Source organism: Actinoplanes sp. GCM10030250 (assembly GCF_042666575.1).
Classification (GTDB): domain Bacteria; phylum Actinomycetota; class Actinomycetes; order Mycobacteriales; family Micromonosporaceae; genus Actinoplanes.
In genome coordinates this window covers 172739-192369 of the sequence record NZ_JBHTDO010000002.1, presented here as the reverse complement: position 1 = coordinate 192369, position 19631 = coordinate 172739, and the positions used below count along the sequence as shown (strand labels likewise).

Below are 19631 nucleotides of genomic sequence, written 5' to 3'. Positions count from 1 at the left end.
CCTAATTTCGTTTCACGGAGATGGTGGAGAGTTCGGCCAGGGTCTTGTGGTCGACCACACCCTCGATGGCCGCCTCGACGGCGATCCACACGTCGTGCAGCGCCGTCGCCGCACCGTGGTAGACCGCCGTGGACGTGGGGAGCCCGCGGACTGTGGTGAGGGCACCCCCGACGGCGCGTACCACGTCGCCGACGGTGATCTCCTCGGCCGGGCGGGCCAGGGCGTACCCGCCGTCCACGCCGCGGTGGCTGTGCAGCAGCCCGGCGCGGCGCAGGTCCAGCAGGATTCCTTGCAGGAAGCTCAGCGGAATGTCCTGAACGGCAGCCAGCCCGGCGGCCTTGACCAGGCGGGGGTGTTCGGCGGTGACCGCCAGCATCGCGCGTACGGCGTAGTCCGTGCGGGCCGAGACGTACACGACGCGCTCCCCTTCCCGTGGATACCTCGCTTTACCTATCTGTTGGATGGGAATAATGGACTAGGTAGGTTTACTGCGTCAAGGGCAGCCACTCCCGTAACACGCAAGGGTGAGGTGACGGCGGTCACCTCGGGGCCACGCATCGACCGGCTGATCGGGATATCGACGTATTTACGCCACGTCATCGCGTGGTCACTGATGCGTGAGCGGGGCGACTACGGCGCGGATCGACGCCGACACGCTAGATTCGTACCGTGGCGCCCAGAATCAAGATCCCCGCGACGAAATATCCGGTCGAGCGGTTCACCCTCGGCAATGGTCTGCGCGTGGTCCTGTCACCGGATCGCAGCGCCCCGGTCGTCGGAGTGGCCGTCGTCTACGACGTCGGCATCCGCAGTGAACCGGAAGGCCGTACCGGATTCGCCCATCTCTTCGAGCATCTGATGTTCCAGGGCTCGGCGAACCTGGAGAAGCTCGCCCACTTCCGGCACGTCCAGGGTGCCGGCGGCAGCTTCAACGGATCCACCCACCTCGACTACACCGACTACTTCGAGGTGCTGCCATCCGGCGGTCTCGAGCGTGCGCTCTTCCTCGAGGCCGACCGCATGCGCGGCCCCCGGCTCACCGAGGAGAACCTGCGCAACCAGGTCGACGTGGTGAAGGAGGAGATCCGGGTCAACGTGCTGAACCGGCCGTACGGCGGCTTTCCCTGGCTGAAACTGCCACCGGTGATGTTCGAGACGTTCCCCAACGCCCACGACGGATACGGGTCGTTCGAAGACCTGGAGAGCGCGACGGTCGAGGACGCACAGGGCTTCTTCGACCGTTACTACGCCTGCGGCAACGCGGTGCTCTCGGTCTCCGGTGACTTCGACGTGGCTGAGGCGACCGCGATGATCGAGCGCCACTTCAGCGACGTGCCGGCCCGTCCGGCGCCGTCGCTGCCCGACTTCGCCGAGCCCGACGTGGCCGAGGAGAGGCGCGAGTCGTACACCGACCGGATCGCCCCGCTGCCCGCCGTCGCGGCCGGCTGGCGGGTGCCGGACCCGATCGGCGCCTTCGAGCAGTACCTGCCGTTCTCCGTGCTCGCCGAGGTGCTCACCGACGGCGACGCCTCCCGGCTCGTCGAGCGCCTGGTCCAGCGCGACCGCGCGGCCACCACGATCGGCGGCTACCTCGGCTTCATGGGCGACGAGTACCAGGTGCGCAACCCGACCGCCCTACTGCTCCAGGCACACCTGCCGCCCGGCGGCGACGCCGACAAGGCGCTGCGAACCATCGACGAGGAGCTCGACCGGCTGACCGCCGACGGCCTCAAGGAGGGCGAGCTGGCCCGGACCCAGGCCCGGATGGCCACCCGCCTGCTGCACGAGACCGACGCGGTGCTCGGCCGGGCCCTGCCGATGGCGGTGCTGGAACTGCAGCGCGGCCGGCCCGAGTTGCTCAACGAGCTGCCGAAACTGATCAGCGAGATCAACGACGAGCAGATCGTCGCCGCGGCGGCCACGCTGCGGCCGGAGCGCCGTGCCTCCGTCGAAGTGATCCCCGGAGGAGCTGGAGCATGACGACCAAGACCCTGCCGGATCTGGTTCCGGACGCCGAGCTCAACCTGCCACGCGAGGCCGAGCGCACCCTGCCCAACGGGCTGACCGTGATCGCCATCCGGCGCTCGGCGGTGCCCCTGGTCGAGGTGCGGCTGCGCATCCCGTTCGGCCGGGCCCCGCTGGCACCGGCGACGCTCCTCTCCCAGGCGCTGTTCACCGGTACGAGCACGATGTCGAGCATCGACCTGGCCGCCGAGTTGCAGGCGGTGGGTGGCAGCCTCGCCGCCGGCCTCGATCCGGACCGGTTGCTGATCAGCGGCAACGCCCTCGCCGACGGTCTCGACCGGACGCTGGAGCTGCTCGCCTCGGTGCTCACCGACGCCACCTACCCGACCGACGAGGTGGCGACCGAGCGGGAGCGTCTGAGCGACCACATCCAGGTCGCCCTGAGCCAGCCGGCCCACCTCGCCCGGGTCGCCCTGCTCAAGCGGATCTACGACACCCATCCGTACGCGGTGCAGACCCCGGGACCGGAAGACGTCCGCGCCGTCGGCAACGCCGCGCTGCGCGACCTGCACGCCGCGCGGCTGCGGCCACAGGGCGCGGTCCTGGTGCTGGTCGGCGACATCGACCCGGACCTGGCCATCGACACGACGGAGAAGATCCTCGGCGGCTGGACCGGCTCGGCGCCGGACGGCTCGATCGCGCCGCCCCCGGCCATCGAGACCGGGCCTCTGCTGCTTGTCGACCGGCCCGGATCGGTGCAGTCCTCGCTGCGGATGGCGCTGCCCGGCATCACCCGCACCCACCCCGACTACGCGGCGCTGAGCCTGGCGAACTTCGTCTTCGGCGGATACTTCTCCTCACGCTGGGTGGAGAACATCCGGGAGGACAAGGGCTACACGTACGGGTCGCACTCGGTGATCGAGCACTTCGTCGCCGGCTCCACCCTGCTCGCCGCCGCGGAGGTGGCCACCGAGGTGACCGGCCCCTCGCTGCTCGAGACGGTCTACGAGCTCGGTCGCATCGCCAGCCTCCCGCCCGGCGAGGAGGAGCTCGAGCAGGCCCGCCGGTACGCGCTCGGCACCCTCCGCCTCGGCATGTCCACCCAGGCCGGGCTCGCCGGGCTGGCCAGCATGTACGCGGGCTTCGGCCTGCGCCTGGGCCACCTGCGCGAGCACTCGGCCGCCCTCTCCGCCGCCACCCGCGACGAGGTCGCCGCCGCCGCGGCCAAGTACCTGGCCCCGTCCCGTGCGGTGACCGTGGTCCTGGGCGACGCTGACAAGATCGAATCGCAGTTGTCCGCCCTGACTGTCGTGGAGCGAAGCACAGAGTGACCGAACCAGAACAACCTGATCTGGGTGAGCAGCCCGGCACCCCGCCGCTGGCCCGGACCACGCTCGACCGGGCCGCGGTCCGGCGCAAGGACGACGAGTGGCTGGCCGCGGCGTGGGACCGCGGCCAGGTGCTCGTGGTCGACCTCTCCACGGGCGGCCGGGCGCTGGTCGGCGACCGTGCTGACGGCAGCGCCGCACTCGTCCTCGTGCCGTCAGCCGACGCACCGCGGGCCGAGCGCTGGTTCCTCGGCGTCGACCTCGACGGCACCCCGGTCTGGACCATGGACGCACCGATCACCGCTTCCGGCGACACGCGCGCGGTGACCCTGCGCGAGATCGGTCACCTGCTCGACGACCGGGACGCCGGGCTGTTCACCGCCGCCGCGGCGCTCGCGAACTGGCACGCGAGTCACCGGTTCTCGCCGCGCACCGGTAAGCCCACCGAGGCCGTCGAGGCCGGCTGGGCGCGCGCCGACGAGGACGGCAAACTCATGTGGCCGCGCACCGACCCGGCGATGATCGTCCTGGTGCACGACGGGGTGGCCGGTCCGGGCGGGCGCTGCCTGCTCGGTCACAACTCGGCTTGGCCGAGCGGACCGGACGGGATGCGGCGGTTCTCCTGCCTCGCCGGTTACGTCGAGCCGGGGGAGTCGGCCGAGGCCGCTGTCGTGCGTGAGGTCGGCGAGGAGGTCGGCATCCGGATCGCCTCCCTGCGCTACGAGGGCAGCCAGTCCTGGCCCTATCCGGGTTCGCTCATGCTCGGCTTCCAGGCCGTCGCGGACCCCGCCCAGCCGCTGGTCCTCGACCCTGAGGAGATCGACGAGGCGCACTGGTTCACCAGGGAGGCGATCGCCAAGATGATCGCCGGTGGCTACGTCGACCCGGATTCAGGAGTGCCGATGAGCCTGCCGATGGCTTCCTCGATCGCCTTCTATCTCGTCGAGAAGTGGCTGCTCACCGGCTCGCCCGGCCGTGATCAAGAAAAAGAAAAAATCTCCGGTTAGCTGGCAACCAATCCGAGGGTTCATCGCGTCTTGGTTACAAAGACCGAGAGGGGAACCGATGACCCAGGTGGAAGCCCCGGCGTGGACGCCGATGTCCGCTGAGGAGCGGGAGGCGTTCGACCGCGACGGCTACATCGTCGTGCCGTCGGTGCTGAGTGAGAGCGAGGTCGAGGCCGGCCGGGCCGCGATTCTCGGGGCGTATGAGAAGGGCAAGCGCGACGGGAAGCTCGGGCCGACGGGGGCTCTGCACCAACTCTCCCCGATCACCGGGGTTCCGGAGCTGGCGTTCCTGCTCGACCACCCGAAGGCGTTCAAATACATCTGGTCGCTGCTGGGCTGGAACATCCACGTCTACCACTCACACATCGACGTGCACCCGCAGATCCACGAGAAGCAGAAGGACTGGTGGCACTGGCACCAGGACGGCGGCCGGCAGAACCGGGAGATCGAGACCGATCCCCGCCCGATGCTGTCGGTGAAGCTGGCCTACTGGTTCTCCGACGTGAGCGAGACCGGGCGCGGCAACTTCACCGTCCTCCCCGGCAGCCACAAGACCAACTGGCTGCCCGGCCCGCCGAGCCGCGGCGTGCCGTGGCCGCAGCCGGAGGGCGCGACCCAGATCACCGCGAACCCCGGTGACCTGGTCGTCTTCGACCGGCGCATCTGGCACGCCCGGTCGGACAACTACTCCGACATCACGCGCGTCGGCGCGTTCTTCGGCTACACCCCGCGCTGGATCGCCATCCGCGACGAGGTCGCCGACCTGCCGAACTCTCCGGCTTGGGACAACCTCAACGAGGTTCAGAAGCAGCTGCTCGGTGGCTTCGGCAAGGGTGACGGTGACCACCAGTGGGGTCACTACCCGGAGAGCACGCCGCTCTACGGTGCGCTCAAGGAGCGTGGCCTGCTCGACTCGAGCATCCCGGCGCTGATCCCGTAAGACATGCGAAAGAGGGCCGCCCCGCGGGGGCGGCCCTCTTCGTCACAGCGGGAAACCTAGGCCGCGATCGTCGCCAGGTGCTGCTTGACCTGCACGATCGAGGGATTGGTCAGCGCCGACCCGTCGGCGAACTTCAGCGTCGGCACGGTCTGGTTGCCACCGTTCACGCTGCGCACGAACGAGGCGGAGGCCTCGTCCTGCTCGATGTCCACGACGTCGTAAGCGATGCCCTCCCGGTCGAGCTGCGACTTCAGGCGGTGGCAGTACCCACACCAGGACGTCGAGTACATGGTCAGCATCGGTCAGGGCTCCTTCAGAAATGAGTCACACGGCACTACACCATCCCGCACAACGTCCGGCGGGGGTGTCATGATTCCCTACCGTGCGGACTGATGGGGTGCTGGCCGGGCTCGACCCGGACCAGCGGACGGCGGTGACGGCTCCCGCGGGCCCGGTCTGCATCCTGGCCGGCGCCGGGACCGGCAAGACCCGTGCCATCACGCACCGGATCGCGTGGCGGACCTCGAACGGTGAGATCAGCCCGCGGCATGTGCTCGCTGTCACCTTCACCGCCCGGGCGGCCGCCGAGATGCGGGCCCGCCTGACCGCGCTGGGTGCCGGCGGTGTTCAGGCCCGCACCTTCCACGCGGCGGCCCTGCGGCAGGTGCGCTACTTCGCACCCCGGCTGCTGGAGGGCCGGGCGATGCCCGAGCTGATGGAGAGCAAGGCGAGGATGGTCGGCCTGGCGGCCGCCCGGGCGAACGTCCGTGCCGACCGTGCCGCCGCCCGTGATCTGGCCGGCGAGATCGAGTGGGCCAAGTCCTCGCTCGTCGAGCCGGGGGAGTACCCGGTTGCCGCCGCCAAGGCGCTTCGGGAGCCGCCGTTCGAGCCGGCCCGGGTGGCCGAGGTGTTCGCGGCGTACGAGTCGCTGAAACGGCGCCAGGGCGTGATCGACTTCGAGGACCTGCTGCGGGCGGCGGTCTGGGGCATCGAGGAGCACGCGGACGTCGCCGAGCAGATCCGCGCGCAGTACAGGCACTTCGTCGTCGACGAGTACCAGGACGTCAACCCGCTGCAGCAGCGGCTCCTCGAGGCTTGGCTGGGCGGCCGCGACGACCTCACCGTGGTCGGCGACGCCAGCCAGACGATTTACTCGTTCACCGGGGCCACGTCGGCGTACCTGATCGATTTTCCGCGGCAGCGGCGCAACGCGGTGGTGGTCCGCCTGGTCCGCGACTACCGGTCGACACCGCAGGTGGTCGGGCTCGCCAACGCGGTCATCCGGCAGGCCCGCGGCACCGAGGCGAAACTGCGCCTGGAACTGGTCGGCCAGCGTGACTCCGGTCCGGAGCCCGAACTCAAGATCTTCCCGGACGAGCCGGGCGAGGCGGCGGCGGTCGCCCGGCGGTGCCGGGAGCTGATCGCCACCGGCACGCCGGCGAGCGAGATCGCGGTGCTCTTCCGCACCAACGCGCAGTCCGAGGCGTACGAGGAGGCGCTCGCCGAGGCCGAGGTGCCCTACCTGGTCCGGGGCGCCGAGCGGTTCTTCGAGCGCGCCGAGGTGCGCAAGGCGATGGTCGCGCTGCGAGCCGCCGTGCGGTCGATCCCGGGCGAGACCCCGCTGGTCGAGGCCGTCGTCGAGGCGCTCTCCGCCACCGGCTGGAACCGGCACCAGCCTCCGCCGGGCGGTGCGGCACGCGAGCAGTGGGAGGCGCTCGCGGCGCTCGTCACCCTCGCCGAGGAATTTGCGGCCGCGCCTGAGATCCTGCCGATCGGGGAGGCCGGGCGGGTCCAGCGGGACGTGTCGCTCGCCGCCTTCAACAACGAGCTGGCCCGGCGCGCCGAGCAGCAGCACGCGCCGACGGTCGCGGGCGTCACCCTTGCCTCGTTGCACTCGGCCAAGGGCCTCGAGTGGGACGCGGTCTTCCTGGTGGGGCTCGCCGACGGGACACTGCCGACGACGTACGCGAAATCCCCCGACCAGATCGAGGAGGAGCGCCGCCTCCTCTACGTCGGTGTGACCCGCGCCCGGCAGGTGCTCTGGCTGTCGCTGGGTCAATCGCGCGCCCCCGGTGGCCGCCCCCGCCGCCCCTGCCGTTTCCTGCCGCAGCTGGATCGCTCGGGCGGCTCCCCGGAGCGAGGCCCCGCTGATCGGAGTCGGAAACCCGACCGGCGCCGCCCGCAGGTGTCCTCCTGCCGGATCTGCGGCGCCACCCTGCTCGCCGGTGCCGACCGCAAACTGGGGCGCTGTCCCACCTGTCCCTCGGACCTCGACGAGGACCTGTACGAGCGTTTGCTGGCCTGGCGTGCCAGCACCGCCGCGGAGCTGAAAGTTCCTGCATACGTGGTGTTCACCGATGCCACCCTGGTGGCCGTCGCGGAACGCCGCCCGACCGGTCCCGCGCAGCTGGTCGCGATCGCCGGGATCGGGCCCCGCAAACTCGGTCAGTACGGCGAGGCGGTCTTCGCTCTGGTGGCCGGCGCGAGCCCTGATGATCTTGCCCCGAAAAACTTTGAAAGTTAGTCCGTTAATTCGTTTGCCCTCTCCTGTAGGGCAGGCATAGCCTCAGAACACGTCTTAGCGAGCGGGTTGGACTCGCTTAGATCAACACCACGAGTGCACGTTTATTGGAGGAGGTGGCAACGATGAAGCTGAACACACTGATGCGTCCGTCGATGCTGCCGACTGCTGTGTGCACTCTGCCCGTTTCGCTGCCCGCGACCGCCGCTCCGGTGGCACCGCTGGCTGTTGAGCGGCCGTGGGCCCCGCGGGTGCACCAGGTTCTGATCCAGGTCCAGTCCGAGCTGGGCAAATCGGTTCTGGTGCTCGTCGACGGCAACCTCGTCGATGGAAACAAGGGGACCACTGGGTTCAAGGGCAACGCCAAGCGCTACACGGATGGTGGCAGCGGTGTCCCGCCTCGAGGAAGGCCGGTCTGACAAACAGACCTCCGGCTCACCTCGAGGCCGCGGAACCCGATAACCGGGATCCGCGGCCTAACTTTTTGCCGACTTACAGGTCGGTGCACAGCCCGTACTGCGATCCAGAAGATCGAGAAGAAGAGAGAGGTGACCGGGCTTTATGAGTCTGGCGCTGGCCCCGATCGACGTGAGCGTCGAGGTCGAGGCAAACCTGCCCTGTCGGAAGTTCGACCCGGACCTGTGGTTCTCCGACTCCCCGGCCCAGCTGGAGCTGGCCAAGTCGCTCTGCGGGGACTGCCCGCTGCGCGTCGAGTGCCTCGCCGGTGCGGTCGAGCGGAGCGAGCCCTGGGGTGTCTGGGGTGGAGAGATCTTCGAGCGTGGCGCCGTGGTTCCGCGCAAGCGGCCCCGTGGACGTCCGCGTAAGGCCGACGTCGCCCGCGACGCCGAGCTGGCCGTCGAGGTCGAGGAGCGGCTCGCCGCGAACGGTCTCGACTCGCGCAACTCCGTCCGCCTGGCGGCCTGAGATGACAACCCTCCCCACGCACGTAACCGAGACCCGAAAGCCGAGTACCGAAATGACCACGAATGGAGCGAACAAGGTGAGACTCATCCAAGAGGCGTTGTCCAGGGCCCGAATGCGTCGGCCTCAGAGTGATCGTGCACCTGAGGCTTACCGTTCCGCCCGTCAGATCGCCATGGAAGCCCGGCACCGGGCCGCCCGCGAACTCGGCGTCTGATCAAACGCATTCCTGAACCCGCTACCTGGGAAATGAAGAAGGGCCCATCCGCCGATGCGGATGGGCCCTTTTCGCAGCTCAACGCGCTGGTGAGCCGGGCTGTGCGCGCCAGGAAAGCCTTGGCCTCACGGGCCTGTAATCGCTCCTCACCCGGCCGGATATCGCTCCTCACCCGGCCGGATATCGCTCTTGATCCGGCCGGATATCGCTCTTCGTCCGGCCGGGACTCGCTCTTCAGGCGGCCGGGACTCGCTCCAGGAAAGCCCGGATCTCAGCCGTGAACGCCTCCGGATGCGCGGCGTGGATGCCGTGCCCGCCGCCCACCGTGACGAATTCGCCATCCGGTGCGGCACCGGCGGCGTCTCTTCGAGGATGAGCGCGGCGACCCTGCCGGGGTGGGCGAGGGCGGTTCGCCAGGCGACGATGCCGCCGGAGGAATGACCGATAAGGATCACCCGATCCCCGGCACCGGAACGTGGGAGGTCACGGGACCGGTGCGAAACCGGGCAGCCACCTCTCGAGGATCTCCCGGTAGGCCGCCTCGGCTTCCAGCTGGCACAACACCCCGATCGACCCCAGCGTCACCCGGTGAATCAACAGGTACGACGGGGGCAGGTTGAGCTTGCGGCTGAGCTGGTACGCGGGGGATTTCGGGCTCGCCAGCCGGGTCGCCTCGGACCTCAGCCAGGCCCGGCTGAAGCGGAACCGCTCCACCGCGACCGGCTCGATCATCGGGAGCAGGAACGCGAGAACCGCCTCCGCGTCGATCTCGTCGTCCGGCTTTATGAACTTCTCCTCGCGCAGTCCGTCGACCACGGCCTCGGCCTCACCGGCGAGGGCGAGGCGGACCAGCCGGCCGATCGGCTCGGGGTGACCGTCGGGAAGACGGGCCACCGCGCCGAAATCGATCACTCCGAGGCGGCCGTCGGGGAGGATCCGGAAGTTGCCCGGGTGCGGGTCGGCGTGCAGCAGCCCGGCCCGGCCGGGAGCGGAGAAGTGCAGGACCGCCATGAGCCGGCCGGCCTCGTTGCGCTCCTCCGGCGTGCCGTCGGCGATCACGCGGGCCAGCGGGTCGCCGTCGACCCACTCGGTGACCAGGACCCGGGGCGCCGAGGCGACGACGCGGGGAACGAAGATCTCCGGATCGTCGTGATACGCCGCGGCGAAGGCTCGCTGGGTCTCGGCCTCCATCTCGTAGTCGAGTTCCTCGGTGATCCGCTCCCGCAGCTCGGCGAGGAGCGGCTTAACGTCCATCCCGGGCTGAATGATCTTGAACATGCCGGCCAGCCGGGAGAGCTGTTTGAGGTCGGCCAGCAGGGCTTCGCCGGCTCCCGGGTACTGCACCTTCACGGCGACCCGCAGCGTCTTCGGTTTCGCGTTGCGGCGGGCCGGGGGCAGTTTCCACACCGCCCGGTGCACCTGGCCGATGCTCGCCGCGGCCGCCGGGCTGTCGTCGAACTCGGCGAACATGTCCCGCCAGTCCGGCCCGAGCTGCTCGGCGAGTGCCTTGTGCACGTTGGCCACCGGCATCGGTGGCGCCGCTTCCTGAAGCTTCGTCAGCGCCTGCCTATACGGCCCGGCCATCTCGTCGGGCATCGCCGCCTCGAAGACCGACAGGGCCTGGCCGAATTTCATCGCACCGCCCTTGAGCTGCCCCAGAACGCTGAACAACTGCTCGGCGGTGCGCTGTTGGATGTCCGCGGAAATGACGTCGGAGGCGATCCCGACGGCACGCTTGCCCAGGCCCAGGGCGGTCCGCCCGGCGAAGCCGAGGGGCAGGGCGGCCAGCTTGGCGGTCCGGGAAGCCGCTCGGCGCGGTATGTCCGTCACCAGATCATTGTGACCGACGATGGGTGCTTACTCTGCCCGTCAGCTGGTGGTTTGGTGCTTATGCGGTGAAGGTCCTGTGAAGGTTCGGCCCCGTCGGCCCCGATGGCAGTCGCAATGCGCGTGCGGCGGCCACGTTCTGCGCCGGAACCGGCCGGGGGCGGAGATCTCCACCGCGGCGCCGAGAGTCTCCGGGGTGCGGCCGTCCAGGAAGGCGAGCGCCTCGGCCGTCGCGTAGGCGGTGGCGGCGAGCAGGGTGGCCACGGCGCAGGGCTCGGTCGCGTCCGGGCTGGGCGGCGTGAGCGCACCCGGCCAGCCGGCGTCCCTCTCGCGCCGGTGCAGGTCGACGCAGCTCAGACACGGTGCGCCGTCGGCCGGCACCAGCGGGCCGATCACCGCGACGCCGTCCCGGATGGCCACCACGAGGTGCGGCTGGCGTCGGCCGGCGTGCCCGGCGGCGATCAGGGCGGTCGGCTCGTCGTGGGCCAGCTGGACGACCAGGGAGGCGGGCATGCGGCGCACGCCCGTGACGTCGGTGCCGGGTGCGATGCGCAGGATCGCGCTGGTGACCGCGGACCGCCGCGGGCTCCCCACATCCGCGGGCCCGAGTGGCGCGCCGGTGAGCTCGTCCGGCCCGACCATGCCAGCCAGGTCGGGGTGCACGTGACCGACACCCGCCTCGGCCAGCGCCACCGCGATGGTGGCGCCGAGCCGGCCGCGGCCGCTGACCACCACGCGTGCGGCGCGACGCCGGCGCAGGATGCGGGCCGGTGACGGGACTGGCCGCCGGTCGGCCGAGAGCTGCCGGCGTGCGGCGGAGTCCAGCGCCAGCGCGGCTGCCTCGCCCGCCAGCCGGTGCCGGGTGGCGGCGGGCAGCGTGGACGGAAGAAGCGCGGTCGAGGGAACCACGAGGCCGGCGGAGTGCAGGAGGTCCAGAAGAGCGCGTGCCTCCTCCGGCGGGATGCCGAGCTCCGCGGCGCGGAGCAGGACGATCCGCTCCGGGCGGTTGCCGTCCAGCAGGTCCAGCACCTGGGCGGTCCGGGGATCGGGGAGATGAAGGAGCACGGCGTGCGCCGGATCGAGGCCGATCTGCAGCTCGCCGGGGCCCCGCCAGACGCGGGGCAACCCGGGGATCAGGGTGGGCCTGGGTAAGGGTGTCCGGTTCATATCGACAGGGTGTCACCGAGGCGCTGCGGAGCGGTGTGGTTATCCACAGGGCCTCGGGGCCCTGGCTCCGTGTTGTCCACAGCTTGAGGCGAGTTATCCACAGGCTGAGGCGGAGGCTCAACTAACTCAACGTGTCTGGGTGAACACGGTTACGGCGGTGGTGGAAAAGTTCCGGGGAGACCGGCGAACCGGCCTCCCCGGAGGCGCACTCACGCCTTGGCCTTGCCCAGGATTCGGTTCATCGTCGTCCCGCAGACCGGGCACTTGCCCTTGGCCATGTTCATGCCGGTCTTCGAGACTGCCACGTCGCCCTGGAAGTCACGCTTCTCCTTGCACTTGACGCAGTAGCCGTTGTATGTGGTGTCGGCCACGGTTCCTCCTCGTCGTGTCAATCGGCCGCTCGGGCCCGTTGCCTTTCGGCGGCGGCGGGCGCGAATACCTGTCCGCGGCGTTGGACCGCTCGCGGCCACGCGGATGTGGCCACCCGTCCGGGGCGGTCACTTACCCAGGTCAGCCCGGTTCCATGTCAAAGCAGCGCCGGCGGTGTCGCCGACGTCGTGAGTGTGCCGGTACGAACTACCCTTTTCATCCATTTTGCCGGGACACGCCGACGAATACCTTCAGAAAGGCATAAAACAGACACGGAGGCCGGTGGTCGCCTGAGTCGACGATGGTCTAGGTTGACGGATGTCTCCGATGTTGCCGCTGAGGAAATTTTTTTCGGGTATATGCGGCCGAAGTGCACATTTTCGGTGACTCTCATTGGCCGTACTCTTGCGGGGACCAGGGTCCGGCGGATTAGCGTCTCAACGTGAACCCGAATCTGGGCCGCGCGAGCCGGTAATGGCCCGCGTGCGCAAGCCTGTCGTGGAAGTGCGGCGCAGCCAGCGCCGGCGACGGACGGTGTCCGCGTATCGCGACGGGGAGCGCGTGGTCGTGCTCATCCCCGACCGGTTCTCGCGCGCCGAGGAGACCGAGTGGGTCGAGCGGATGCTCGCCCGGCTCGCCGCCCGCGAGGAGCGGCTCCGATGCACCGACGCCGAGTTGCTCACCCGCGCCAGACGTCTGACAGCGCGCTACCTGGCCGATCACGCCGAGCGGGTGGCTCCGGCGAGCGTCCGCTGGGTGACCAACCAGAACGGCCGCTGGGGCTCCTGCACACCCGACGACGGCACCATCCGGATCTCGCACCGGATCCAGGAGATGCCCGACTGGGTCATCGACTACGTGCTGCTGCACGAGCTGGCCCATCTGATCGTGCCGAGTCACAACGCCCGCTTCTGGGACCTGGTGAACCGGTTCCCCAAGGCCGAGCGCGCCCGGGGCTACCTGGAGGGCGTCTCCGCCGCCGGAAGCCCGATGATGGCGGACCAGTAAGCGCGGACCGTTGAGCGCGGACCGCGGTGAGCGCGGATCGTTGAGCGCGGACCGCGGTGAGCGCGGACCGTTGAGCGCGGACCGTTGAGCGCGGACCGCGGTGAGCGCGGACCGTTGAGCGCGGACCGCGGTGAGCGCGGACGAGCAAGCGCGGACCCGGTAAGCGCCGGCCAGTAAGCCCAGTAGGCTCGGCACCGTGACTCGGCGGGTCGTTGTGGTGTTGCTGGTGCCGGTTCCGTGGAGTCCCCCCGGCGTGGACCCGCGGGCCTGGCGGGCCGCCATGGCCGAGGACGTGGTGGATCTGCTCGCCCGCCTGGCACAGGCCGAAGCGGCGATCGCCGCCGTGCCGGCCGACCGCGATCTGGCCGAGGAGATCGCCTGGCCGGGGACCCGGATCTACGAGATTCCCGAGCCGACCGTGCTGCCGGTGCTGACGGCCGCCGCGGCGGACGGGTTCGACCAGGCCGCGGTGATCGCCGCGGACGCGCCTGATGTGCCCGGTATGACCCTGGGCAAGCTTCTCCGGCCCCTGGAGAGCAAAGCGGTCGCGGTGGCGCCCAGCGGGCCCGGTGGCGGCCTTTTCGGCGTTGCCACCAGCCTGCCCGCACCCGGCTGGCTCGCCGACCACGACCTGGACAGCGGATCCGCCCAGCTGCTGCGCCGGACGGCACCCGCGCCGGGCGACGTCACCTCGACACCGCAGTGGCGCCGTCTGCGCGGGCCGGCCGACCTGGCGACGCTGGACGTCGCCCTGGAGGGCTGGGAGAACACCCGAGCCCTGCTGGGCGGCTGAGGACCGGCTGAGGGCGCGTCTCAAGAGTGAAACGCGCCCCAGGAGCAAAAGCCGTCAGTCCTCTTTCGGGCCCTCCTCGAGCCCGTCGAGCTCGCTGATGTCCCAGTCCGAACGGTTCCGGGCGAACGCCTCCGGCTCGGCGAAGTCGTCGTCGGTGGGCAGCAGGTCCGGGTGGTCCCAGAGACCGTCGCGCCCGGCGATGCCGCGCTGCTCGGTGACGGCCACCCACAGCGCTCCGGCCTCACGCAACCGGCGCGGCCGCAGTTCCAGGCCGACCAGGGCGGCGAACGTCTGCTCCGCGGGCCCGCCCGCGGCCCGGCGGCGCCGGAACGCCTCACCGAGTGCGGACACCGACGGCAACCGGTCGCCGGCCGCCTCGTCCACGACGTGACCGACCCAGCCCTCGATGAGGGCGAGCGCAGTCTCGAGGCGGGCCAGGCTGGCTTTCTGCTGTGGGGTGTCCTCGGGCGTGAAGATGCCCTCGAGCGCCATCGCCTGCATCGACTCGGGATCGCTCGGGTCGACCCGGCTCATCGCCTCCTCGATCGCCTCACGGTTGACCGTGATGCCGTTCGCATAGGTCTCGACGGCGCTCAGCACGTGTGCCCGCAGCCACGGGACGTGCCCGAACAGCCGCTGGTGTGCGGCTTCGCGCAGCGCCACGTAGAGGCGGACCTGGTCCTCGGGAAGTTCGAGCCCCGACCCGTACGCCTTGATGTTGGCCGGGACGAGCGCAGCCGTGCCCGCCGGTCCCAGCGGAAGCCCGATGTCGCCCGCGGAGAGCACCTCGGCGGCGAGCTGCCCGAAGGCCTGGCCGAGCTGACCGCCGAAGAGCGCGCCACCGAGCGTGGCGACCATCGACTGCATCGGGCCGAGCTGGGCGCGGGCCTCCTCGGGCACCAGGTCGCCCATGGCGCCCACCATGCGGCCGGCGATCGGCTCGCACAGCTTCTTCCAGACGTCGAGCGTGTTGTAGATCCACTCGTTGCGGTTCCACGCCACGGCCTTGTTTATGCCGCTCGGGAGAGCGGTCACCGGGTCGAGCCAGAGGTCGGCGAGCCGCAGAGCCTCCTCGACCTGGTGGCGTTCCAGCATGTTCACCGCCGGGTCGCCGGTCGCGGAGAGCTGGCTGGCAGCAACCTGCCGGGCCAGGTCCCAGTTGACCGGGCCACTGCCGGGTGCGGCGAACATCTGCTGCAGCTGCGCCATGAACTGCTGCATCTGCTGCGGGTCGGAGGGATCGGGCGGCTGAGCGCCCGGCAGGGAGAAGCCGAACGGGATATCAGGCACGTCCCCAACCGTACGCGCGAAATGCTCGTCGCGGACTGAGGGAGGTATCAGCTCAGAGAGAACTCAGACTGGGTGGGTACGCTCACGCGCATGAGACGTCGCGGTGTCACGGTCATCCTCGGCGCCCTGATCACCGCTCTGCTGGCAGCGGGTGTCATGGTCGCACCCCTGCCCTACGTGGTGCTCAAGCCCGGGCCGACGGTCAACACCCTCGGTTCGGACAACGGCACCGAGGTTATCCAGGTCAAGAAGGGCACCACCTCGACGTCTCAGGGCCAGCTCCGTCTCACCACGGTCAACGTGCAGTCGCAGGTCGAGCTGGTGTGGGCCATCCGCGGCTGGCTGAGCGGGGAGGACGCGGTCGTCCCGCGCGAGCTGATCTACCCGCCGGACCAGAGCGAGAAACAGGTCCAGGAGCAGAACGCGCAGGAGTGGAAGCAGTCGCAGACCAGCGCCGAGACCGTCGCCCTGCGGGAGCTGGGCTACCCGGTCCTCACCTACGTGCGCAAGGTCACCAAGGACGGCGCGGCCGACGGGCAGCTCCAGGCCGACGACGTGATCACCAGCATCGACGGCACTCAGATCACCCGGCCGGCCCAGGTCACCGACCTGATCCGCGCGCGGCCCGCCGGAAGCACGCTGATCGTCGGCTACGACCGCGGCGGCAAGCCCGGATCGGTGCAGGTCGCCAGCAAAGCCTCCGGGGACGACGAGACGCCCCGGATCGGTATCGAGATCGCTACCAAACAGCCCAACCCGTTCGACATCGAGATCGACCTCGACAAGATCGGCGGACCCAGCGCCGGTTTGATGTTCACGCTCGGCATCATCGACAAACTCAAGCCGGAGGATTTGACCGGCGGCAAGGTGATCGCAGGCACCGGCACCATCGACGACGACGGTAACGTGGGCGCGATCGGCGGCATCCCGCAGAAACTGGTGGGTGCCAAGGAAGCCGGTGCCGAGCTGTTCCTGGTTCCCAAGGACAACTGCGCGGAAGCGCTGCGAAACGCGGTGCCCGGACTCACGATGGCCGAGGTGGCCACCGTGGACGACGCACTCACCGCGCTCGCCACATTCACCGCCGACAGGGACCCGAAACCCTGCACGGCGGCGTGATCCGTGCCGGTCGTAACGAGACAGTTCGGCCGCGTACAGAAGTCGGATGCGACATCGTAAGGTGACTCACCGGCCAGACGAAGTGTGGAGCCAACGTTGGTTATGCGTAACACTCCTCTACCGAGGATGAGCCGGCGCGGTCGCGTCACGGTCGGCGTCCTGGTCGGGGTATTCCTTCTTTTCACCCTGCTCGGTTGGGGCATCGACGCCTACACCGACTATCTGTGGTTCTCCGAGGTCGAATTCACCAATGTCTTCACCGGAGTTCTGCTCACCAAGCTGACGCTGTTCCTGGTCATCGGTGCGCTGATGACGCTCGTCGTGGCGGGCAACCTTTACCTGGCCTACCGGATGCGGCCGCTGCTGCGCCCGCACTCGGCGGAACAGGCCACCCTGGAGCGCTACCGGATGATCCTCGCCCCCCGCCTGGGGACGTGGATCGCCGTGGTCAGCCTCATCATCGGATTCTTCGCCGGGCTCTCCGCGCAGAACCGCTGGAGCGACTGGATGCTCTTCCGCAACGGCGGAAGCTTCGGCGTCCCGGACCCAGAGTTCAACGTGGATGTCTCGTTCTACATCTTCGAGTTCCCGCTCTGGCGCTACCTGCTCGGCGTCGGCTTCACCGCTGTGGTGCTGTCGGTGCTCGGCTCGCTCGCCGTGCACTACATCTTCGGCGGTGTGCGCCTGCAGGGCGTCGGCGACCGGATGACCACCGCCGCCCGGGCGCACCTGACCTCGCTGGTCGCGGTCTTCGTGCTGCTCAAGGCCGTGGCGTACGTGCTGGATCGCCGTGCCCTGCTGCTCGAGCAGCACGTCTCCCCGGGCCTGTACGGCGCCGGCTACACCGACGTGAACGCTCTGCTGCCGGCCAAGGAGATCCTCGCCTACATCTCCGTGGTGGTGGCGATCGCGATCGTGGTCTTCTCCAACGCGGTCATCCGCAACCTGGTCTGGCCGGGGATCTCGGTGGCGCTGCTGGCCGTCTCCGCGGTGGCGATCGGCGGCATCTACCCGCTGGCCGTCCAGAACTTCCAGGTCAAGCCGAGCCTGTTCGACAAGGAACAGGACTACATCGCGCGGTCCATCGAGGCCACCCGGGACGCGTTCGGGCTGGCCAATACCGAGGTCAGCCAATATCAGGCGAGCAGTGGCAGACCACCGGCGGGCCTGGCCGGCGACACCAGCGCGCAGAACGTACGGCTGATCGACCCGCAACTGGTCTCCCAGGCGTTCACGCAGTCCCAGCAGTCCCGTGGCTTCTACGACTTCGGTGAGAAGCTCGACGTCGACAGGTACACGATCGACGGCAAGACCCAGGACTACGTGGTCGGCGCCCGTGAGATCGCCGACGAGAAACTCACCGCCCAGCAGCGCAACTGGCTCAACCGGCACACCGTCTACACCCACGGCTACGGCCTGGTGGCGGCGCCGGCCAACCAGGTGTGCGGCACCGGCCTGCCGTACTTCGTCTCCGGCTTCCTCGGCGCCGAGGCACGGGCGGGCAACAACTGCACCGCGTCCAACGACATGATCAAGGCCGAGCAGCCGCGGATCTACTTCGGCGAGCAGTCCTCGGAGTACGCGATCGTCGGCCAGAGCGACCCGGAGAAGAACGTCGAGTTCGACCGGCCGCAGGAGCAGAACACCGATGCCTCCGTGCTGTACACGTACGAGGGCGAGGGTGGCGTACCGATCGGCTCGTTCTTCCGCCGGCTGGTCTTCGCGATCCACAACACCGAGAGCAACTTCCTGCTCTCCGACGCCGTCAACGACGAGTCGCGGCTGATGTACAACCGCACCCCGCGCGAGCGGGTGGAGACGGTGGCGCCGTTCCTCACCATCGACGGCGACCCGTACCCGGCCGTCGTCAACGGGCGGATCACCTGGATCCTCGACGGTTACACGACCGCGCAGACGTACCCGTACTCCCAGAAGATCAACCTGGCCACCGAGACCAGGGACGAACTGACCGGGCAGGGCTCGTTCGCGCTGGCCCGCGACGACGTCAACTACATGCGCAACTCGGTGAAGGCGACCGTCGACGCCTACGACGGCACGGTCAAGCTCTACGAGTTCGACGAGAAGGACCCGGTCCTCAAGGCGTGGAACAAGGCGTTCGGCGGCGACCTCGTGGTGCCCAAGGACGAGATTCCCGCCGAGCTCGCGGCGCACTTCCGCTACCCGGCCGACCTGTTCAAGGTCCAGCGCAACCTGCTGACCAAGTTCCACGTCACCGACCCGCGGACGTTCTTCTCCGGCGACGACTTCTGGCAGGTGCCCAACGCTCCGGACGCACCGCAGAACGGTGTCAAGCAGCCGCCGTTCTACCTGAACGTCAAGCTGCCCGAACAGCAGGAGAACCGCTTCCAGCTCACCTCGGGCGTGACACCGGCCAACCGCGAGAACATGTCCGCGCTGATCTCCGCCTCGTACGTGGACAGCCAGCCCAAGCTCGAAGTGCTGGAACTACCCGACGACACGGTGGTACCCGGCCCCGTCCAGGTCCATCAACGGATGGTCAACAACTACAACATCTCGCAGCAGCTGGCACTGCTCACCCGAGGCGGCCAAGCCTCCGTCCTCTACGGCAACCTCATCTCGCTGCCGCTCAAGGACGACATCCTCTACGTGGAACCCGTCTACGTGAAGAGCAGCCAGGCCGGCGCCGCACCACTGCTGCAACAGGTGCTGATGTCCTACGGCGACGGCGGCACCTACGTGGTGCTCGAGGAAAACCTCACCGAAGGCCTCAAAGCACTCGCCGAGCTCGGCAAGACAGGCGGCACGCCCAACCCGGGCAACACCGGAACCCCGGGCACCACACCGACAACCCCGGGGAACACCGGCGCCACGCCGCCGGCGACCGCACCGCCGAGCACCCTGCCCGGCACCCTGGCACAGGCGGCCGCCGACGTCGACAAGGCCATCGAAGACCTCAGGGCCGCTCAGCAGGCCGGTGACTTCGCCAAGCAGGGCGAGGCGCTCAAAGCGCTCGACGAAGCCATGACGCGCTTCCAGAACGCCCAGAACGCACCCGGCACCACCCAGCCGAGCGCTCCAGCAGCATCGGTGAGCCCGGCAGCCAGCCCGGGAGGCTGAGACGCGACGGTTCCGGGACCCGTTTTGCGGGTCCCGGAACCCGTGCGCTAGTCTTAACAA

Annotated in this window: 18 protein-coding genes; 11 read left to right on the top strand and 7 right to left on the bottom strand. The window is 69.3% G+C overall.

Translation table 11 applies throughout. The features are described from left to right. Position 1: 1 nt before the first annotated feature. On the bottom strand, positions 2-415 hold the full coding sequence (locus ACFQV6_RS04020) for an RrF2 family transcriptional regulator (protein ID WP_378025930.1): 414 nt from the start codon (positions 413-415) through the stop codon (positions 2-4). Positions 416-669: 254 nt separating this feature from the next. Here ACFQV6_RS04020 and ACFQV6_RS04015 point away from each other — a divergent pair, with 254 nt between their 5' ends. The 4 genes from ACFQV6_RS04015 to ACFQV6_RS04000 are packed head-to-tail and all read left to right on the top strand — an operon-like array spanning position 670 to position 5240. Beyond that, positions 670-1980, top strand: coding sequence for a M16 family metallopeptidase (locus ACFQV6_RS04015; RefSeq protein WP_378025929.1), 1311 nt, complete (start codon positions 670-672; stop codon positions 1978-1980). Continuing rightward, complete coding sequence (locus ACFQV6_RS04010) at positions 1977-3296, top strand: M16 family metallopeptidase (protein WP_378025928.1); 1320 nt, start codon at positions 1977-1979, stop codon at positions 3294-3296. The genes ACFQV6_RS04015 and ACFQV6_RS04010 overlap by 4 nt, the downstream gene beginning before the upstream one ends. Beyond that, the gene (gene nudC, locus ACFQV6_RS04005) at positions 3293-4300 is read left to right on the top strand and encodes an NAD(+) diphosphatase (RefSeq protein WP_378025927.1); all 1008 of its coding nucleotides are present in this window, start codon (positions 3293-3295) and stop codon (positions 4298-4300) included. Before ACFQV6_RS04010 ends, nudC begins: the two co-directional genes overlap by 4 nt. Positions 4301-4358: 58 nt before the next feature. Continuing rightward, a complete protein-coding gene (locus tag ACFQV6_RS04000) occupies positions 4359-5240 on the top strand; it encodes a phytanoyl-CoA dioxygenase family protein (RefSeq protein WP_378025926.1) in 882 nt (293 codons plus the stop codon). Positions 5241-5296: 56 nt separating this feature from the next. Here the strand turns inward: ACFQV6_RS04000 and ACFQV6_RS03995 are convergent, their stop codons facing one another. Further along, positions 5297-5539, bottom strand: coding sequence for a mycoredoxin (locus ACFQV6_RS03995; RefSeq protein ID WP_378025925.1), 243 nt, complete (start codon positions 5537-5539; stop codon positions 5297-5299). Positions 5540-5622: 83 nt separating this feature from the next. Between ACFQV6_RS03995 and ACFQV6_RS03990 the strand changes: the two genes are divergently transcribed. The 3 genes from ACFQV6_RS03990 (at position 5623) to ACFQV6_RS03980 (ending at position 8685) form a co-directional block, all read left to right on the top strand. Further along, complete coding sequence (locus ACFQV6_RS03990; RefSeq protein WP_378025924.1) at positions 5623-7764, top strand: ATP-dependent DNA helicase UvrD2; 2142 nt, start codon at positions 5623-5625, stop codon at positions 7762-7764. Positions 7765-7886: 122 nt separating this feature from the next. Further along, complete coding sequence (locus ACFQV6_RS03985; RefSeq protein ID WP_378026258.1) at positions 7887-8180, top strand: hypothetical protein; 294 nt, start codon at positions 7887-7889, stop codon at positions 8178-8180. Between the two features lie 142 nt (positions 8181-8322). Then, positions 8323-8685 carry a WhiB family transcriptional regulator gene (locus ACFQV6_RS03980; protein ID WP_378025923.1) on the top strand — a complete coding sequence of 121 codons (363 nt, stop codon included), beginning with the start codon at positions 8323-8325 and terminating at the stop codon, positions 8683-8685. Positions 8686-9045: 360 nt separating this feature from the next. Here the strand turns inward: ACFQV6_RS03980 and ACFQV6_RS03975 are convergent, their stop codons facing one another. The 4 genes from ACFQV6_RS03975 to ACFQV6_RS03960 form a co-directional block, all read right to left on the bottom strand. After that, positions 9046-9354, bottom strand: coding sequence for an alpha/beta fold hydrolase (locus ACFQV6_RS03975; RefSeq protein ID WP_378025922.1), 309 nt, complete (start codon positions 9352-9354; stop codon positions 9046-9048). A 28-nt stretch (positions 9355-9382) separates the two neighbouring features. Beyond that, positions 9383-10729 (bottom strand): ABC1 kinase family protein, encoded by a 1347-nt coding sequence (locus ACFQV6_RS03970; protein WP_378025921.1) that lies wholly within the window; start codon positions 10727-10729, stop codon positions 9383-9385. Between the two features lie 39 nt (positions 10730-10768). Beyond that, complete coding sequence (locus ACFQV6_RS03965; RefSeq protein ID WP_378025920.1) at positions 10769-11893, bottom strand: hypothetical protein; 1125 nt, start codon at positions 11891-11893, stop codon at positions 10769-10771. 209 nt (positions 11894-12102) lie between these two features. Beyond that, positions 12103-12264, bottom strand: a complete 162-nt coding sequence (locus tag ACFQV6_RS03960) for a DUF5679 domain-containing protein (protein ID WP_378025919.1) — start codon at positions 12262-12264, stop codon at positions 12103-12105. 472 nt (positions 12265-12736) lie between these two features. Here ACFQV6_RS03960 and ACFQV6_RS03955 point away from each other — a divergent pair, with 472 nt between their 5' ends. Together ACFQV6_RS03955 and ACFQV6_RS03950 are read left to right on the top strand one after the other, a co-directional pair. Continuing rightward, complete coding sequence (locus ACFQV6_RS03955) at positions 12737-13270, top strand: M48 family metallopeptidase (RefSeq protein ID WP_378025918.1); 534 nt, start codon at positions 12737-12739, stop codon at positions 13268-13270. Between the two features lie 196 nt (positions 13271-13466). Continuing rightward, the gene (locus tag ACFQV6_RS03950) at positions 13467-14063 is read left to right on the top strand and encodes a hypothetical protein (protein ID WP_378025917.1); all 597 of its coding nucleotides are present in this window, start codon (positions 13467-13469) and stop codon (positions 14061-14063) included. Positions 14064-14117: 54 nt separating this feature from the next. On the opposite strand, the gene ACFQV6_RS03945 is transcribed toward ACFQV6_RS03950, so the two are convergent. Continuing rightward, positions 14118-15353: a zinc-dependent metalloprotease gene (locus ACFQV6_RS03945; RefSeq protein WP_378025916.1), complete on the bottom strand. Its 1236-nt coding sequence runs from the start codon at positions 15351-15353 to the stop codon at positions 14118-14120. A 90-nt stretch (positions 15354-15443) separates the two neighbouring features. Between ACFQV6_RS03945 and ACFQV6_RS03940 the strand changes: the two genes are divergently transcribed. Both ACFQV6_RS03940 and ACFQV6_RS03935 read left to right on the top strand, forming a co-directional pair. Then, positions 15444-16472 (top strand): PDZ domain-containing protein, encoded by a 1029-nt coding sequence (locus ACFQV6_RS03940; RefSeq protein ID WP_378025915.1) that lies wholly within the window; start codon positions 15444-15446, stop codon positions 16470-16472. Positions 16473-16598: 126 nt separating this feature from the next. Further along, positions 16599-19571, top strand: a complete 2973-nt coding sequence (locus tag ACFQV6_RS03935; protein WP_378025914.1) for a UPF0182 family protein — start codon at positions 16599-16601, stop codon at positions 19569-19571. Positions 19572-19631 lie beyond the last annotated feature (60 nt).

Bases quoted from the DNA above. Each gene is read 5' to 3' on its own strand.
- ACFQV6_RS04000 (WP_378025926.1), top strand. From the start codon at position 4,359: ATGACCCAGGTGGAAGCCCCGGCGTGGACGCCGATGTCCGCTGAGGAG.
- ACFQV6_RS03935 (WP_378025914.1), top strand. From the start codon at position 16,599: ATGAGCCGGCGCGGTCGCGTCACGGTCGGCGTCCTGGTCGGGGTATTC.
- ACFQV6_RS03940 (WP_378025915.1), top strand. From the start codon at position 15,444: ATGAGACGTCGCGGTGTCACGGTCATCCTCGGCGCCCTGATCACCGCT.
- ACFQV6_RS03995 (WP_378025925.1), bottom strand. From the start codon at position 5,539: ATGCTGACCATGTACTCGACGTCCTGGTGTGGGTACTGCCACCGCCTG.
- ACFQV6_RS03985 (WP_378026258.1), top strand. From the start codon at position 7,887: ATGAAGCTGAACACACTGATGCGTCCGTCGATGCTGCCGACTGCTGTG.
- ACFQV6_RS03955 (WP_378025918.1), top strand. From the start codon at position 12,737: ATGGCCCGCGTGCGCAAGCCTGTCGTGGAAGTGCGGCGCAGCCAGCGC.
- ACFQV6_RS04010 (WP_378025928.1), top strand. From the start codon at position 1,977: ATGACGACCAAGACCCTGCCGGATCTGGTTCCGGACGCCGAGCTCAAC.
- ACFQV6_RS03965 (WP_378025920.1), bottom strand. From the start codon at position 11,893: ATGAACCGGACACCCTTACCCAGGCCCACCCTGATCCCCGGGTTGCCC.
- ACFQV6_RS03980 (WP_378025923.1), top strand. From the start codon at position 8,323: ATGAGTCTGGCGCTGGCCCCGATCGACGTGAGCGTCGAGGTCGAGGCA.